The sequence below is a fragment of the Citrobacter sp. Cm046 genome (genome assembly GCF_030333065.1).
GTDB classification, from domain to species: domain Bacteria; phylum Pseudomonadota; class Gammaproteobacteria; order Enterobacterales; family Enterobacteriaceae; genus Citrobacter; species Citrobacter murliniae.
Window position 1 is genome coordinate 82149 of the sequence record NZ_JAOWGP010000037.1, and the last position, 17302, is coordinate 99450.

Consider the following 17302-nt stretch of genomic DNA (forward strand, 5'->3'; position numbering starts at 1 on the left):
TCAATGAAATGTCATAAATCTACAGCACCCGTTGTAGTCGGTTAACCAGCTCTGCAAGGCTCCCGGCCTGCATTTTTTCCATCACCCTTGCCCGGTGGACCTCAACCGTACGCACGGCGATGTTCATGGCGTCAGCGATTTCCCGGTTCATCAACCCTGTCGCCACCAGCGTCGCCAGTTCACGTTCCTTGGGAGTGAGTTGTTGATAGCAGTTGACGATCTCTTGTCGCGAGCAAGCCGCTGCGGATACCTCCAGTGCGCGCTCCAGCGCGACCTGCAGCGGTTCGGCTGAAACCGGCTTTTGCAAAAAATCGACCGCTCCGCGCTTCATTTGCTCAACCGCCATTGGTACGTCTCCATGCCCGGTGAGAAACACAACTGCCAGCGTACTTCCGCGTCGCAGCATCTCCTCATGTACACCTTGCCCGTCCAGTACCGGCATACGCATATCCAGCAACAATACGCCAGGTTGATGCAGACAGGCCTGAGCCAGGAACGTTTCGCCTTGCTCCCAGCATCGAACGTCATATCCCAAACTTTCCAGTAAAAATGCGCAGGCCTGGGTGACGGCAACGTCGTCATCCAGCAAATGAATTGTCGCCACAGCGCCCTCCTTCCTGTGTCTGCTTAAAATATAATGTCACCCTGACACCCGCCTGCCCGTCAGGGGCTGTCTGGTTTTTAATCGTAATCTCACCGCCTGCGTAACGAACCAGTCGCTGGCAAATTGCCAGTCCCAGCCCCATACCTTCCTTGCGGGTGGTCATGAAGGGCTGAAAAGCCTGATAGAGCTGAGCTTCATCAATACCTCCGCCGTTATCCTGCACCATGATGCTGATCCCCATGTCCTCATCCTGGGCCGTAAACCACACCGTTTTGGCCCCTGCCTGGGCCGCATTCAGCACCAGATTCGCCAACACCTGCTCGAGCAAAACGGACGGTAGTGTCACCATTAACGCATGACTGGCCTTCGTTTGTAGCGTCACTGCCGGGAACTGCTGCGCCATGCGTAATAATTGCCATACATGGTGAATGGCGTCACGCACGTTAATCGACTTCCAGTCATCAGCCATCACCGGGTTTCCCTGCGCCTGGCTGACCCACAAACGAAGATTATGCAATGTGTCTGCTCCCCGTTGCGCCTGGACATCAATCTGTTCAAGTGCGGGCAACAGTGGATGCTGTTGATCTTGTCCGCGCAGGCGAATCAGGCAGCCTTGCGCATAGTGGCGGATGGCCGAAAGCGGTTGATTGATTTCATGGGCAAATCCGGACGTCATCTCTCCAAGGACGCTCATTTGCCGGGCCGTTTCCAGTGCCTGTTCCTGCTTGCGCAACAGCACATTGTTGCGTTCCAGCTCTCGTCCGCGCCTGCGGACCAGCAGCATGACCCAGATATAATTGAGCGTGAGCAACAACAGCATGACAACCACAGCCCCCATTGCCAGCCGGTGTTGAATAAACCAACTTTTGACATCTAACCACAGATGCCGCTGCTGCGGATGCTGCCGAACGTCGCGTAACAATGCCTCAACTTCACGGGTAGACGCAGGCGCGCCCCAGCGAAAAGTAGCACCTTGCGGCGCGTTAAACAGTACCCGTGTGACGCGATCGGCAAGTTCATCACTCACCACCGGCAGTGCCGCAAATGACCAGTCAGGATAGAGCGGCGTGCTGGATAAGCAGGGAATGGAGGTGGGATAATTGAGCACTGCGATAAAATCCGCTTTATGGATCAACCCTTCTTCGTCCATTTTTTCCAGTAAACAGACGGGTACGATCGCCGCCTGAACGGCTTTTTCGCGTAATAAATACAATAAGGCATCTGCGGGAAATCCAGTGAATCTCAGACGCAGATCGCGCTCAGGGCGCAGGCCGACATCGCTGAGCGCCTTATACCCGAGTAAATAACCACCAAACGCCTGAGCATCAATCGCGCCGACTGTTTTACCTATCAGATCGTGTGGGGAAGTTATCCCGCTGTCACGTCTGACGAGGATCGCACTGCCTATCACATTACTCGTCGCTTTCCCGCCGCGTGTGGAACGTAAAGAGGCCAGCCAGCGTAGCGCAGAGCGGCTGTTTAGCTGCACGAATTGCGCCGGATTGGTCACCACAAATTGTACGTCTCCCCGATTGACTGCATCCTGCATTTGATGCAAATCCAGAGGTTGAATATGAAAGCGCTCACCGGGGATTTGCTGATTCAACAGGGTTTCAAGCGGTTGCCAGTGGTTTCGTGTAGATACTTCACCACGCATCGCCAAAATGCCAATGTTCCATGTATCTGCCCAGGTTACACTGCTAAATATCCATACGGATACCAACAACGCCAGGCGTCGTACGACTTTACATCCCACGCAATTATCCCTGTCAATTATGTTGTTTTAGATCAACAACAAGCCGGGTATGTGGTTAACCACAATAGTGCTTCCCCCGCCGCGATTTTTACACTGTAAATCATCAACATTCTTTATTCATCATACGCAAACCAACGGCGTGACCAATGTTTCGTTGTTGCATCGTGACGGGAGAAAATATGGACAGCAGTAAACGGCAGTTTCTCCAGCAACTGGGTGTCCTGACCGCTGGCGCATCACTGGTTCCCCTGGCTCAGGCACAATTCCCTTTCTCACCTGAACGGCATGAAGGCTCTCTTCAGCACCGCTACGGCATGCTGATTGACCTGCGGCGGTGTATCGGCTGTCAGGCCTGCACCGTCAGTTGTGCTATTGAAAACCAGACACCTCAGGGGGAGTTTCGTACCCACGTTAACCAATATCAGGTGCAGCTTGAAGGCCAGCAAAGCGTAACCAACGTCCTGCTGCCGCGCCTGTGTAACCATTGTGATAATCCACCCTGCGTTCCCGTTTGTCCGGTGCAGGCCACCTTCCAACGTGAAGATGGCATTGTGGTGGTCGACAACACGCGCTGTGTAGGCTGCGCCTACTGCGTACAGGCGTGTCCTTACGATGCACGCTTTATAAACCATGAAACCCAAACCGCCGATAAGTGCACCTTTTGCGTTCACCGACTGGAAGCCGGATTGCTCCCTGCCTGCGTGGAGTCCTGCGTTGGTGGTGCGCGAATCATTGGCGATCTAAAAGATCCACACAGTCGGATTTCGCAGATGCTGCACGATCATCATGACGCCATCAAAGTCCTGAAACCCGAAAGCGGCACTTCGCCCCACGTGTTCTATCTCGGACTGGATGAAGCCTTTGTTACCCCGTTGATGGGACGTGCTCAACCCGCTCTCTGGCAGGAGGTTTAAATGACCCACTCATTGGTTATTGAAGAGGTTCTGGCGCATCCACAGGACGTAAGCTGGCTACCGTGGGCTGTACAATACTTCTTTTTTATCGGTATTGCCGCCTGCGCCGCGCTCTTCGCCTGCGTTCTCTACTGGCGAAAAAAAGAGCAGCCGGAGTTAGAAAACCTCACTCTGCTTATCGCATTGACCTGTGCGATCACCGCCCCACTGGCGCTTACAGCGGATTTACACCAAACCGCCCGCGTCTGGCATTTCTACGCTTACCCAACGCCGTGGTCATGGATGCCCTGGGGGGCGCTATTTTTACCACTGTTCACCGGGTTTCTTGGGCTATGGTTTCTGGCACAACACATCAAACAGTTTACGCTCAAAAGTTACAGTGTCACCAAATGGTTAACCATCGGCAGCGCGCTTTCTGCAATCGGGTTGTTGGTGTACACCGGTCGTGAAGTATCGGTGGTTCAGGCGCGCCCCATCTGGTTCAGTTATGCCTTCCCGGTCGCGATGTTCCTGAGTGCGCTACAGACCTTCTTAGCTCTGCTGATCGCCGCATCGAAAAGTGAAGGCACATTGCTGCGCAAGCTGGCATGGGGACAAACCGCAACGTTAATCGCGCTGGCGATGGTGATGGTTATCTGGGTAAGCGGCAATACGCTTTCAGGTTCGGCTATCCGCTACTGGCTGGATATTGCGTCTTCAGCACGCCATTACGCCATCGGCTGGGTGGTGCTGTGGGTTGTTTCTCTGTGCTTTTGTGGACTGGTGTTGCGTCATCCTTTGTCACTTCCGCTGCGCGTTTTGCTGGCTTTAAGTGCAATGGCGCTGTGCTGGCTGATGCGCTGGACACTCCTGATTCAGGTCCAAACCATACCCAAGTTTAACGCGCAGTTTAACCCATACTCCCTGCCTGCCGGCACGGATGGCTGGCTTGCCATACTCGGCACCTTTGGCCTGTGGATAGCACTTATCATTATTGTTCGTGAAGTCCTGAATGCGATCGCAAGGAGAATGCAACATGGCTAATTTAACCCGTCGTCAGTGGCTTAAAGTCGGTCTCACCGTTGGAGGGATGGTAACCTTTGGGCTGAGTTACCGGGACGTGGCAAAACGTGCAATTGACGGTTTACTTGATGGATCTTCAGGAAAAATCACCCGCGATCGAATCATTGGCAACGCATTAATCCCCGAAGCCAACGCCCGGTCACGCTGGCAGCAGAATCCGCAACAGGTGATCTCAATGACGCAATGCTTCGGTTGCTGGACTCAATGCGGTGTACGCGTTCGCGTTGACAGCGAAAAAGGGAAAGTGCTGCGTATTGCGGGCAACCCGTATCATCCGTTATCTCACGAACACCACATTGATTCTTCTGTACCCTTTGCCACCGCTATGGAACAACTGGCGGGTGAAAGCGGTCTTGATGCACGTTCAACCGCCTGCGCTCGTGGCGCAACTTTACTTGAAGGCCTGTACAGTCCACTTCGCATTCTGGAGCCGATGAAGCGCGTTGGTAAGCGTGGCGAGGGTAAATGGCAGCGCATTAGCTTCGAACAGTTGATCAAAGAGGTCGTGGAAGGTGGCGATCTGTTTGGTGAGGGCCATGTTGACGGTCTACGGGCAATACACGATCCCAATACACCAATTGATGCCAGTCATCCCGGCTTTGGTCCGAAATCAAATCAGTTGCTGGTCACCAATACCAGCGATGAGGGGCGCGATACGTTTTTACGTCGCTTTGCCCTTAACAGTTTCGGCAGTAAAAACTTCGGCGCACACGGCGCTTACTGTGGGCTGGCATATCGGGCTGGATCTGGCGCGTTAATGGGCGATCTGGATAAGAATACCCACGTCAAACCTGACTGGGACAATGTCGAATTCGCGCTGTTTATGGGCACCTCTCCGGCACAGTCCGGCAACCCGTTTAAGCGCCAGGCCCGGCAGCTTGCCAGTGCCCGTTTACGCAACGATTTTCAGTATGTCGTGGTTGCGCCCGCCCTACCGTTAACCACGGTGTTGGCTGATGATCGTGGACACTGGCAACCCGTGCGTCCGGGAAGCGACTCCGCGCTGGCGATGGGGATGATCCGCTGGATAATCGACAACCAGCGCTACAACGCTGATTACCTCACCATTCCCGGTGTACAGGCGATGCAACAGGCCGGGGAAAAAAGCTGGACCAATGCCACGCATCTGGTGATCACAGATGAAATCCCAACGCTTGCCGGACAGCATTTAACCCTTGCGCATTTGCACGCAGGCGCGACCAGTGAACCGATGGTTGTTAACGAGGCTGGAGAGAGTGTAGCCGCCAGCGACTGCCAACGCGCACAACTGTTTGTGACACGCCAGGTTACGCTGACTGATGGACAAACGGTAACGGTAAAAAGCGGGTTCCAGTGTCTGAAAGAGTCCGCCGAAAAACTCTCGATGGCGCAATACAGCCAGCAGTGCGGCGTGGCGGAAGCGAAAATAAGTGCCCTGGCCGACGCATTCACCCGTCACGGGCGTAAAGCCGCAGTGATCACCCACGGCGGGATGATGGCAGGCAACGGATTTTATAATGCCTGGGCGGTGATGATGCTAAATGCGCTGATTGGCAACCTCAGCCTGGAAGGCGGCGTGTTTGTTGGTGGAGGCAAATTCAATGGTGCGACCGATGGTCCTCGCTACAATATGGACAGTTTCGCCGGAAAGGTGAAGCCAAAAGGGCTAAGCATCGCACGCAGTAAAACCGCCTATGAATCCTCTGAAGAGTACCGTAATAAAGTCGCCGCCGGGCAATCGCCCTTCCCGGCCAAAGCCCCATGGTATCCGTTTGTTGCAGGTCAATTGACCGAATTACTCGCCTCGGCGCTCGAAGGTTACCCTTACCCGCTGAAAGCGTGGATCTCCAACATGACCAACCCGTTCTACGGTGTGGCAGGGTTGCGCGGCGTAGCGGAAGAAAAACTCAAAGATCCTGCTCGTCTGCCGCTGTTTATCGCAATTGACGCCTTCATGAACGAAACAACCGCACTGGCGGATTACATCGTTCCGGATACGCACAACTTCGAAAGCTGGGGATTCAGCGCACCGTGGGCTGGCGTTGCCAGCAAAGCCACAACCGCGCGCTGGCCGGTAGTTGCACCAGCGACCAGTAAAACCGAGGACGGTCAACCAGCGTCGATGGAGTCTTTCTGCATTGCAGTAGCCAAACGCATCGGGCTGCCGGGCTTTGGTGACAACGCGATCACCGATCCGCAAGGTAACCACTACCCACTTAACCGCGCAGAAGATTACTACCTCAGGGTCGCCGCAAACATTGCGTTTATGGGAAAAGCGCCTGTCGCTGAAGCCACACCTGACGATATCTCGCTAACTGGCGTGACGCGGATCCTCCCTGTAATAACGCAAACGCTGAAAGCCGATGAAATAAGCCGTGTCGCGTTTGTCTATTCGCGCGGTGGTCGCTTTGCTCCGGACAAGAGTGGTCGGGTGGAAAACCGCGTCGGTAATGCGTGGGAGAAACCACTGCAAATCTGGAATGCGGACGTTGCCGCGCACCGTCATGCGATTACCGGTGAACGCTATAGCGGATGTCCGGCCTGGTATCCTGCGCGCCTCAGTGACGGTCGTTCCATTGATGAATTATTCCCTGAACGGGAGTGGCCGCTGAAGCTGATTTCATTTAAATCCAATACCATGTCCAGCGCGTCGGCGGTGATCCCTCGCCTGCATCATCTTAAACCGGTGAATCTGGTAGCGCTAAATCCGGTAGATGGTCGGCGTTTTGGGGTGTCCCATGGCGATGTAGTTCGTATTACGACCCCTGGCGGTCAGGCACAGGCGCAGATCAGTCTGCTCAATGGCGTAATGCCTGGAGTGATCGCGATTGAGCATGGTTACGGACACAGAGAAATGGGCGCGGCGCAGCATACGCTTGATGGCGAGCTGATGGCGTCTGACACCCAGATAAAATCAGGAATCAATATTAACGATCTCGGCTTTGCCGATCCGACACGTCAGGTCGCCAATACCTGGCTGGACTGGGTTTCTGGCGCCTCGGTACGTCAGGGGCTTCCGGCGAAAATCGAACGGGTGTGATCCGTGTGCCGGATGGTGGCTAAACCATCCGGCACAGTCTGGATTAGTTATTTACCGGGATCACCGCACCTTTATATTTGGTGCGGATCCAGTCCTGGATCTCTTTAGAATGCAGCGCATCAACCAGTGCCACGATATCCTTCTTCTTCTCATCGCCACGATGTACGGTAATAATGTTGGCATACGGGTTATTTTCACCGCTTTCAACGGCAATCGGATCTTTAACCGGATCCAGGCCGGCGTCGATGGCGTAGTTAGCGTTAATAACGACCGCGTCGCCCTCGTCATTGTTATACATCTGCGGTAACAGTGCCGCTTCCACGTTAGGCAGGAACTTCAGCTTTTTCGGATTATCAACAATGTCGCTGATGCGTGCAGTGACTTTATCCACCCCGGGCTTAAGTTTAATCACGCCCTCTTTTTCGAAAATCGACAGAATACGACCTTCTTCAGAAACTGCGTCACGCATGATGACCTTGCCACCTTCCGGCAGGTCCTTGAGCGATTTCACCTTTTTGGAGTAAATACCGATTGGCTCAATGTGAATCGCTCCGGCGCTGACGAAATCATAAGTTTTATCGCCTGCATGATCCTTCAATACACTATTCAGATACGGAATATGCTGGAAGTAGTTAGCATCAATCTCACGGCCAGCAAGCGCGGTGTTCGGCAAAATGTAATCCTGGAACGGTTTAATCTCCAGTTCGATCCCCTGCTTCGCCAGAATAGGCTTCGCCTGCTCAAGAATTTCAGCATGCGGCACGTTAGACGCGCCAACGGTCAGGGTATCTGCCCACGAGGCAAAGCTCAGGGCGCTAAGGGTTGCTGCAGCGAGTAATGTCAGTGATTTTTTCATGATTATGGTTTCCGTATTTTATTAGCGTTTATCTAACAGAGAGGTGATCACATCGCCGCAAAGCTGGATAATGAAGACGATGACAAGTATGGTCACCGTCGCCACCAGCGTGACGTCGCTGTGGTTGCGCTGGAATCCTTCCAGATAAGCCAAATTCCCTAAACCACCTGCACCAATCACACCAGCCATCGCGCTGTAACTAACCAACGCAATCAGCGTCACGGTGATCCCGGATACCAGAGCCGGTGATGATTCAGGCAGTAAAACCCGAAAAATAAGCGTACTCAGACGCGCGCCCATCGAGCGGGTCGCTTCAATGACACCCTTGTCCACTTCACGTAAAGCGATTTCGACCAGGCGTGCATAAAACGGCGCAGCGCCAACAATTAGTGCAGGTAACGCGGCATTGGCCCCGAGAATGGTGCCAACCATCGCTTTGGTAAACGGGATCAACAGCACGATCAGAATGATGAACGGGATCGAGCGGAAGATGTTCACCACCAGTGAAATGGCGCTGTACAACGCACGGTTCGGGAATAGACCTCCGCGAGCCGTCAGAAATAGCGCCAGTCCAAGCGCAATCCCCAGCACAAATGTCGCCACGCCGGACAGCGCGGTCATGTAGAGCGTTTCCTGGGTCGCGGCAAACAGTTGGTCCCATTTCAGATGGGGAAACAGATTTTCAACCATGTTGAATTACCTCCGCGTCGATGTCGCTGTGGCGCAGATCGGCCAGAATATTGCTGAGCTGTTCTTCGGTGGCCACAACGTGCACCCATAGCTGACCAAATGTGCCGTGGGCGGTTTGCGTCATCTTGCCGTGCAAAATGTTAAATGGCAGGCCGTAACGCAGAGTCAGTTCCCCAACAACAGGCCGGTGTGTGCGGTTTCCGGTAAAGGTTAATTTGATTACTACCCCGCCAAGTTCGCTTGCCAGCTGTGGGTTAAACTCATCCTCCTCAGCATACTGACTTACCTGACGGACAAACTGGCGTGTAATCGGCTGCTGCGGATGGGTGAAGACGCTAAGTACATCGCCCTCTTCAACAACTCTGCCGTTCTCCATCACTGCCACGCGATCGCAGATTTTGCGCACCACATGCATTTCATGAGTAATCAGCACAATCGTTAATTTGAAGCGGCGGTTAATATCGAGCAGTAGATCTAAAATCTGATCGGTGGTTTGCGGATCCAGCGCCGATGTGGCTTCGTCACACAGCAGCACGTCCGGATTGTTCGCAAGCGCCCGTGCAATCCCAACGCGCTGCTTTTGACCGCCGCTGAGCTGCGACGGATAAGCATTTTCACGGCCACTCAGCCCAACCAGCGTAATCAGTTCTGCAACCCGTGCTTTAATTTTCGCTTTCGGAGCGCCGGCAATTTGCATCGAGAACGCAATGTTTTCGAAAACGGTTCGCGACCACAGTAAATTGAAATGCTGAAAAACCATGCTGATCTTCAGTCGCGCCTGACGCAGAGATTCTCCGCTTGCTGCTGAGATGTCATGACCATTAATAATCACACTGCCGGATGTCGGTTTTTCGAGTCCATTAAGCAGGCGTATCAGGGTGCTCTTACCGGCACCACTGTAGCCAATAATTCCGTAAATCTGTCCCTGTTCAACCGTCAGATTGACGTCATCGACAGCGGTAATGGAAAGCCTGCCTGGCGTAAACACTTTTGAAATATTTTTCAGGACAATCATGTCGTTTGGTATCCGCTGCTGCTTATCGTTATCCTGCTAGTGCCTTTAGCTGTTTAGCAGTATGGATGTCCAAACGAGTGTAATCAGTGAAGTTAGCTTTTAAAATGAATTAAAACGAATTTGATATAACTTTTAGAAATATGCAAAAATCACATTACCATGTACAGAAAACAGCCATTTCAGACGACAAATGTAGCTTGTTGCGCAACAAACCACGCCCGTGGGCAACCTCTTTATCCATACCGATGAACAAATGCGTGAATATTTTTTGTGAAACTGCACAGAACTCTTTTGAAACGCTGTTTCCATTTTCCTTTTTGATAATTTTCAGCGTATAATGCGCGCCAATTGTCTCTTGAATGGTTTCAGCACATTGACCTGTAATACTCAACGACTACAAAACTCACCTTCCCGTTGGGCTGAAACGCAAGCACACATTCCTCTGCACGCTTTATTGATGTCACCTATCCTTAGAGCGAGGCATCACAACTTTCGCAACTCAGGTTTAGCTTCCCGGCCGTGCGCGACGGAAGCCAGATTTCCATATCCTTCTCAACTTAAAGACTAAGACTGTCATGAAAAAGACGAAAATTGTTTGCACCATCGGTCCGAAAACCGAATCCGAAGAGATGTTAACCAAAATGCTGGACGCGGGCATGAACGTCATGCGTCTGAACTTCTCCCACGGTGACTACGAAGAACATGGTCAGCGCATCAAGAATTTGCGCAACGTGATGAGCAAAACTGGCAAAAAAGCAGCCATCCTGCTCGACACTAAAGGTCCGGAAATCCGTACCATTAAACTGGAAGGCGGCAATGACGTTTCTCTGAAAGCGGGCCAGACCTTCACTTTTACTACCGACAAATCTGTTGTTGGTAATAACGAAATCGTTGCTGTTACCTACGAAGGCTTCACCAAAGACCTGTCCGTAGGCAACACTGTGCTGGTTGACGACGGTCTGATCGGCATGGAAGTTACCGCTATTGAAGGTAACAAAGTTATTTGTAAAGTGCTGAACAACGGCGATCTGGGCGAAAACAAAGGCGTTAACCTGCCGGGCGTTTCCATCGCACTGCCAGCACTGGCTGAAAAAGATAAACAAGACCTGATCTTTGGTTGCGAGCAAGGCGTTGACTTCGTTGCAGCGTCCTTCATCCGTAAACGTTCTGACGTTATCGAAATCCGTGAGCACCTGAAAGCGCACGGCGGCGAAAACATCCAGATCATCTCCAAAATCGAAAACCAGGAAGGTCTGAACAACTTCGACGAAATCCTCGAAGCATCTGACGGTATCATGGTTGCTCGTGGCGACATGGGCGTTGAGATCCCTGTAGAAGAAGTTATCTTCGCACAGAAAATGATCATCGAAAAATGTATCCGCGCGCGCAAAGTCGTTATCACTGCGACCCAGATGCTGGACTCCATGATCAAAAACCCACGTCCGACCCGTGCTGAAGCTGGCGACGTAGCGAACGCCATCCTCGACGGTACCGATGCAGTAATGCTGTCCGGTGAATCCGCTAAAGGTAAGTACCCGCTGGAAGCTGTGACCATCATGGCTACCATCTGTGAACGTACCGACCGCGTAATGACCAGCCGTCTGGACTTCAACAACGACAGCCGCAAACTGCGCATTACTGAAGCCGTTTGCCGTGGCGCAGTTGAAACTGCTGAAAAACTGGACGCTCCGCTGATCGTAGTGGCTACCCAGGGCGGTAAATCTGCACGCGCAGTACGTAAATACTTCCCGGATGCCACCATCCTGGCGCTGACCACCAACGAAACTACTGCCCGTCAACTGGTGCTGAGCAAAGGCGTAGTTGCGCAGGTAGTGAAAGAAATCAGCTCTACCGATGATTTCTACCGTCTGGGTAAAGAAGTTGCACTGGAAAGCGGTCTGGCACAGAAAGGCGACGTTGTGGTGATGGTTTCCGGCGCGCTGGTACCAAGCGGCACGACCAATACTGCATCTGTTCACGTGCTGTAATAATTCCGACGTGAATTAATTTGCTAAAAAAAGCGCCCTGGTGGCGCTTTTTTTATTTTATCAATAGTCATGATTAATAAAAAATCAAATCGGATTTCACTATCTAATTAGAGATTATCTAAGATGAATCCGATGGAAGCTTTCTGTTTTCACACGGTTTTTTAGCCGTTTTTGCACAATTCGATGCTTCTTTGAGCGAACGATCAAAAATAAGTGCATTCCCATCAAAAAAATATTCTCAACATAAAAAACTTTGTGTAATACTTGTAACGCTACATGGAGATTAACTCAATCTAGAGGGTATTAATAATGAATCGTACTAAACTGGTACTGGGCGCGGTAATCCTGGGTTCTACTCTGCTGGCAGGTTGCTCCAGCAACGCTAAAATCGATCAGCTGTCTTCTGACGTTCAGACTCTGAACGCTAAAGTTGACCAGCTGAGCAACGACGTGAACGCAATGCGTTCCGACGTTCAGGCTGCTAAAGATGACGCAGCTCGCGCTAACCAGCGTCTGGACAACGCAGCTACTAAATACCGTAAGTAATAGTATCTGTGTAATAAAAATGGCGCACATTGTGCGCCATTTTTTTTGCCTTTAATTTACGCTTCCCTGTTACTGCGTTGTACGCATTTCCTCTCCCGCGCCAGGCATTCCATTCTGCGCAGATTTAACTTCCACCCCATTGGTGGTCTCTTGCGTCTGTCCGGCCGTTACGGTGACCGGATATCCCGCACGTCGATAAAGCGCGCGTTCCACCAGACTATGATCTACTGTATTACTTTCCTTGAACTGAGTAAAACCAGCCGGCAGCACATACGGCATGGTCTGAACGTTCTGTTCTTCTTCCGGCGATAATGGACGATGCACTTCCACGTACCGCATACCGTTTGGTTCAACAGAATATTTTATCGGCTCATTAATCACTCTGACCGGTGTTCCCGTTCTGACCTGAGCAAACAGGGCTTTGATGTCCGGCGCATTCATGCGGATGCATCCGGAGCTCACGCGCAGGCCAACGCTGTCAGGTGCGCTGGTTCCGTGAATAAGGTATTCACCGTTACCATGCGCCAGACGCAGTGCAAAGCGTCCTAGCGGGTTATTTGGCCCAGCGGGTACCACAGGAGGCAACGTAATACCACGCTCAAGAGAACGCTTACGAATGCCTGGTGTAGGTGTCCAGGTGGGATTAGGTATTTTTTGCCCGACCCGGGTTTCCATCACCGGAGTTTCCAGCCCCTGCAGACCGATGCCAATCGGGAAAACCTGAACAATATTTTCTCCCGGCGGGAAGTAATAGAGACGCAGTTCCGCCAGATTTACAATAATGCCTTCACGCGGGGCATCCGGTAACAGCAGTTGCGAAGGAATAGTAATCAGGGTTCCGGGTTTCGGTACGGGAGCGATGGTGTTATTGGCTTCGAGGATCAGCATCGCCGCGGTGTCGAACCGACGGGCTATTGCCTGTAAGTTCTTATCGCTCTCCTGTACGGTATAGGTTTGATTCTGCCCAACAAGACGACTGTTTGCCTGGGGCAAAGGATAATCGACCGCCCAGGCGGCCTGTATAGCGCTGTAAGCGCCGATCAGCATTAGAGTAATAATAGACGCGCGTTTCATACTCACTCACCCCCCTGGCGTTATTGCCGGATACTGGTGAATACCTTATCCGGCCTACGAGTCACTGCGTTGCTCTGTACATAATCATCCGGGTCAACCTGAAGGATGATATGTTTTATCAGTTTAGCTAAGAGTTGCAGCTTTCGTACGAATAGCGCGAATCATCGCTTCAAGCCCCTGTGAACGAGACGGTGTGAGATGCTGTGCGAGCGCCATTTTTTCAAACCACGGACGCACGTCAAAATTCACAATATCCTGGGCTGTCATCCGGTTATACAAAATGAATACCACGGCGATTAGCCCTTTCACAATTGCCGCATCACTGTCGCCCTGTAATTCAATAATACCGTCAGCATTCTGACGCATTACTATCCATACCTGACTCTGGCATCCCTGAATGCTGTTTTCCGGACAGCGATCGTCGGTATTTAATTCCGGCAAACGCTGACCCAATTCAATAATATACAGGTACTTCTCTTCCCAATTAGCGCAACGCAGAAAATTACGCAACAATTTTTCTTTATCCGGTAGCGCAGCCATAACGCCTCTCTATTAACCCAGTAAGTGATGAATACGTTTCAGTCCCGTCACCAGACGGTCCACTTCTTCATGGGTGTTGTACATGGCAATCGAAGCCCGACACATTGCGGGAACGTTATAGTACGCCATCAACGGCATGGCGCAGTGATGTCCCGTCCGCACGGCAATCCCGTAGTTATCAAGAAAACTGCCGACGTCGTACGCGTGATGCTTACCAAGATTAAACGCAATGACGCCCAGTCGGTCTTTAGGTCCATAGAGGATCAGGTCCGGGACGCTCGCCAGTTGCTCAAGCGCATAGCTCATCATGAACTGCTCATACTCGCTGATTTCCTCGAGCCCTAACGCACTGACATACTCGATAGCGGCCCCCAGACCGATAATCCCCCCGGTGTTAGGTGTTCCAGCCTCAAAGCGCCAGGGGGCTTTAGCCCATGTCGTCCCCTGGGTCAGGCTAACTGTCGCTATCATCGATCCCCCGCCTTCCCACGGCGGCATCTCTTGCAGCAGAGATTCCCTGGCATACAGCACGCCAATGCCGGTTGGGCCGTAAAGTTTATGCCCGGAAAAGACATAAAAGTCGCAATCCAGCGCCTGTACATCCACTTTGTGGTGCATCACAGCCTGCGCGCCATCCACCAGCACTTTCGCGCCGTGCTCATGCGCCAGCGCAATCATCTCCGACAACGGGTTTTCTGTCCCCAGCACGTTTGATACATGGGTAATAGCCAGCAGTTTGCTGCGGTCATCGAACAGCGTCGGCAGCAGATCCAGTTGCAACGTGCCATCAGTATTGAGAGGAATAATGCGCAGCTCTGCGCCTACGCGGGCGCACAACATCTGCCACGGAACAATGTTGGCATGGTGCTCCATCTCGCTAATGATAATGTTATCACCTGCCCGCACATTGCTACTGCCCCAACTGTTGGCTACCAGGTTAATACCCTCCGTCGTACCACGCACAAACACCAGTTCTTCGGCTGAACGGGCGTTAATAAACAGAGAAGCCAGCTTACGCACATTCTCCATTTTCTCCGTGGCCTGGGCGCTGAGCGTATGAATACCCCGGTGGACGGCAGCATAACTATGGCGGTAAAACTCAGCCTCGGCATCAATCACTTGATTCGGCTTTTGTGCACTGGCGGCGCTGTCCAGGTAGGCCAACGGCAAACCGTTCACTTCACGCGTCAGGACAGGAAAGTCAGCCCGCACTTTTTCAATCGGAAATGTCATGCTACGCCTCCCGGCAGGCGTTGAGCGATCCGCGCCAGAACCTGTTGTTTCAGCGTTTCATCGCGCAGGGCTTCTGTTAGCTCAGCGGCAAACGCATAGAGAATCATCTGTTGAGCATCCTGCTGGCCGATCCCGCGGGATCGGAGATAGAACATCTGTTCATCGTCGATCCGCCCTACCGTCGCACCATGACTACATTTCACGTCATCAGCGTATATTTCCAGTTGCGGCTTGGTGTCCACTTCCGCCAGTTTACCAAGCAGCAAATTATTGTTGGTCATTTGCCCGTCGGTTTTGATGGCATGCTGCGCCACATTGATCAGGCCATTGAACACTGCCCGACCTTTATCGCTGACGATCGTCTTATGTAGCTGACGACTATTGCAATAGCCCTTGTTATGCTCCAGCCACGTACGGGTATCGCAGACTTCATTTTTTACCGGCATCGCCAGACTGTTAATCCGCAGCGTGGTATTTTCGCCGTTCAGTTGAGTGCTGGTGTTGTGACGCAATACCGCATCGCCGAGCAAAAAGCTGTAGCTTATGGCCGTCGCATCCGCCCCTAACTGCATGTCGTTATGAGCAAAGTGATGACTGACCGGGTTTTCAAACGCCAGCTTGATGTGATGCAAATGGGCGTTTGCCGCCACGTTCATTGTTAAGCGTGCGCCCGTAAAATGACGCGCATCGTTGAGGCTGACGTAATGTTCAACGACAGTGGCTTCCGCGCCTTCCGCCAGTTCAAGATGGTGACGATAATGCGCTGTATTGATCTCATCTCCCGCCAGTCCCTGGGTAATGTGCATGAGTAATAGTGGTTTCGTCGGGCGCTGATTACGCTTGACGTGAATGTGTGTCACGCTACGAGACAGGCTTTCAGTCAGATGCAGAAACACTTCAGGCTGAATCGGCGCCGGTAGCCCCAGGCGTGTGTCGTCAATACTCACGTCGAAACCGCTACCGTCCACGCTGTCGCTGAGCGTCGGGCAAAACTGCCCATCGACAAAAACCAGACGGATGGCATCAATACCTGTCGACAACGCCTCGCACTGTGTCGAACTAATTTCTGAAAAACGACTGACAAACTGTCCGGTGGTTAATCCTTCCAGCGGGGTATATTTCCAGTCCTCATGTTTGCGCGTAGGCAGCCCCAGACGCAGCATCTGTTGCAGGTGCTGTTGCGCGTGTTGCGAACGATTTTCGCCCTGCGCCTCAAACAGATGGTGCCACTGTTGTAGCACATTACTGCTGTTCACTAAGCCAGCCATATCCTTGCTCCTCCAGCTGTTTGACCAGTGTGAAATCACCGGACTTCACAATTCGCCCCTGGTAGAGAACGTGAACGTAATCGGGTTTGATATAGTCCAGGATGCGCTGATAGTGGGTGACGATAATGAACGACCGCTTGCCGTCCCGTAGCGAGTTCACGCCATCCGCGACAATCTTCAACGCGTCAATATCCAGCCCGGAGTCGGACTCATCAAGAATGCACAGCTCCGGCTCCAGTACCGCCATTTGCAGAATATCGTTACGCTTTTTCTCACCGCCAGAGAAGCCCACGTTCACCGAACGGGTGAGCAAATCCTCCGGCATCTTTAACAACTCAATTTTTTCTTCCATCAAATCCTGGAAGTCAAAGCGGTCCAGAACCTCTTCCCCGCGGTAGCTACGCACCGCATTAAGTGCCGTTTGCAGGAAAAACTGATTGCTGACGCCCGGGATTTCCACCGGATACTGAAATGCCATAAATATGCCTTCTCCGGCGCGGTCTTCAGGCGACAGTTCCAGCAAATCCTTTCCGTTGAATTCAACCGTACCACCGGTCACTTCATAATCTTCACGCCCGGCGAGCGTCGCAGACAGCGTACTTTTCCCTGAACCGTTTGGTCCCATAATGGCGTGCACTTCGCCGGGGCGAATCTCAAGGCTAAGCCCACGCAGAATCGCCTTATCTTCCACACTGACCTGTAAATCTTTAATACTTAACATGTGCTTTCCTTAAATT

General features: G+C 52.2%; 17 protein-coding genes. 6 read left to right on the forward strand and 11 right to left on the reverse strand.

Annotated features, from left to right (window positions below; all coding sequences use genetic code 11):
• Positions 1-19 precede the first annotated feature (19 nt).
• Together ttrR and ttrS are read right to left on the reverse strand one after the other, a co-directional pair.
• Positions 20-604, reverse strand: a complete 585-nt coding sequence (gene ttrR, locus OGX98_RS09120; protein ID WP_200011703.1) for a tetrathionate respiration response regulator TtrR — start codon at positions 602-604, stop codon at positions 20-22.
• Positions 579-2360 carry a tetrathionate respiration histidine kinase TtrS gene (gene ttrS / locus OGX98_RS09125; RefSeq protein ID WP_286595149.1) on the reverse strand — a complete coding sequence of 594 codons (1782 nt, stop codon included), beginning with the start codon at positions 2358-2360 and terminating at the stop codon, positions 579-581. The genes ttrR and ttrS overlap by 26 nt, the downstream gene beginning before the upstream one ends.
• A gap of 179 nt (positions 2361-2539) precedes the next feature.
• Between ttrS and ttrB the strand changes: the two genes are divergently transcribed.
• From ttrB to ttrA, 3 genes are read left to right on the forward strand one after another with little or no spacing between them, the layout of a single operon-like run.
• A complete protein-coding gene (ttrB, locus tag OGX98_RS09130) occupies positions 2540-3274 on the forward strand; it encodes a tetrathionate reductase subunit TtrB (protein WP_048221568.1) in 735 nt (244 codons plus the stop codon).
• Positions 3275-4297 carry a tetrathionate reductase subunit TtrC gene (gene ttrC, locus OGX98_RS09135; RefSeq protein WP_286595150.1) on the forward strand — a complete coding sequence of 341 codons (1023 nt, stop codon included), beginning with the start codon at positions 3275-3277 and terminating at the stop codon, positions 4295-4297.
• Positions 4290-7355: a tetrathionate reductase subunit TtrA gene (gene ttrA, locus OGX98_RS09140; protein ID WP_286595152.1), complete on the forward strand. Its 3066-nt coding sequence runs from the start codon at positions 4290-4292 to the stop codon at positions 7353-7355. The genes ttrC and ttrA overlap by 8 nt, the downstream gene beginning before the upstream one ends.
• A gap of 43 nt (positions 7356-7398) precedes the next feature.
• On the opposite strand, the gene OGX98_RS09145 is transcribed toward ttrA, so the two are convergent.
• From OGX98_RS09145 to OGX98_RS09160, 4 genes are all read right to left on the reverse strand, one after another.
• Positions 7399-8211, reverse strand: coding sequence for a MetQ/NlpA family ABC transporter substrate-binding protein (locus tag OGX98_RS09145; RefSeq protein ID WP_045442239.1), 813 nt, complete (start codon positions 8209-8211; stop codon positions 7399-7401).
• Between the two features lie 21 nt (positions 8212-8232).
• The gene (locus tag OGX98_RS09150) at positions 8233-8901 is read right to left on the reverse strand and encodes a methionine ABC transporter permease (RefSeq protein WP_048221571.1); all 669 of its coding nucleotides are present in this window, start codon (positions 8899-8901) and stop codon (positions 8233-8235) included.
• On the reverse strand, positions 8894-9916 hold the full coding sequence (locus tag OGX98_RS09155) for a methionine ABC transporter ATP-binding protein (RefSeq protein ID WP_045442234.1): 1023 nt from the start codon (positions 9914-9916) through the stop codon (positions 8894-8896). The genes OGX98_RS09150 and OGX98_RS09155 overlap by 8 nt, the downstream gene beginning before the upstream one ends.
• Before the next feature lie 154 nt (positions 9917-10070).
• Complete coding sequence (locus OGX98_RS09160; RefSeq protein WP_045442231.1) at positions 10071-10307, reverse strand: hypothetical protein; 237 nt, start codon at positions 10305-10307, stop codon at positions 10071-10073.
• On the opposite strand from OGX98_RS09160, the gene ynhH reads away from it, so the two are divergent.
• From ynhH to lpp, 3 genes are all read left to right on the forward strand, one after another.
• Positions 10254-10484 (forward strand): protein YnhH, encoded by a 231-nt coding sequence (ynhH, locus tag OGX98_RS24050; protein WP_420808585.1) that lies wholly within the window; start codon positions 10254-10256, stop codon positions 10482-10484. The genes OGX98_RS09160 and ynhH overlap by 54 nt on opposite strands.
• Positions 10485-10491: 7 nt before the next feature.
• Positions 10492-11904, forward strand: coding sequence for a pyruvate kinase PykF (gene pykF / locus OGX98_RS09165; RefSeq protein WP_045442228.1), 1413 nt, complete (start codon positions 10492-10494; stop codon positions 11902-11904).
• A 309-nt stretch (positions 11905-12213) separates the two neighbouring features.
• Complete coding sequence (lpp, locus tag OGX98_RS09170) at positions 12214-12450, forward strand: murein lipoprotein Lpp (protein ID WP_003029373.1); 237 nt, start codon at positions 12214-12216, stop codon at positions 12448-12450.
• A 69-nt stretch (positions 12451-12519) separates the two neighbouring features.
• Here the strand turns inward: lpp and ldtE are convergent, their stop codons facing one another.
• From ldtE to sufC, 5 genes are all read right to left on the reverse strand, one after another.
• Positions 12520-13524: a L,D-transpeptidase LdtE gene (gene ldtE / locus OGX98_RS09175; protein ID WP_225761293.1), complete on the reverse strand. Its 1005-nt coding sequence runs from the start codon at positions 13522-13524 to the stop codon at positions 12520-12522.
• Positions 13525-13647: 123 nt separating this feature from the next.
• Positions 13648-14064 carry a cysteine desulfuration protein SufE gene (gene sufE / locus OGX98_RS09180; protein ID WP_045442222.1) on the reverse strand — a complete coding sequence of 139 codons (417 nt, stop codon included), beginning with the start codon at positions 14062-14064 and terminating at the stop codon, positions 13648-13650.
• Between the two features lie 12 nt (positions 14065-14076).
• Entirely contained in the window at positions 14077-15297 is a 1221-nt protein-coding gene (gene sufS, locus OGX98_RS09185) for a cysteine desulfurase SufS (protein ID WP_045442219.1), read from the reverse strand.
• Positions 15294-16565: a Fe-S cluster assembly protein SufD gene (gene sufD / locus OGX98_RS09190; protein ID WP_200011688.1), complete on the reverse strand. Its 1272-nt coding sequence runs from the start codon at positions 16563-16565 to the stop codon at positions 15294-15296. Before sufD ends, sufS begins: the two co-directional genes overlap by 4 nt.
• Positions 16540-17286, reverse strand: a complete 747-nt coding sequence (sufC, locus tag OGX98_RS09195) for a Fe-S cluster assembly ATPase SufC (protein WP_045442214.1) — start codon at positions 17284-17286, stop codon at positions 16540-16542. The genes sufD and sufC overlap by 26 nt, the downstream gene beginning before the upstream one ends.
• Between the last annotated feature and the right edge of the window lie 16 nt (positions 17287-17302).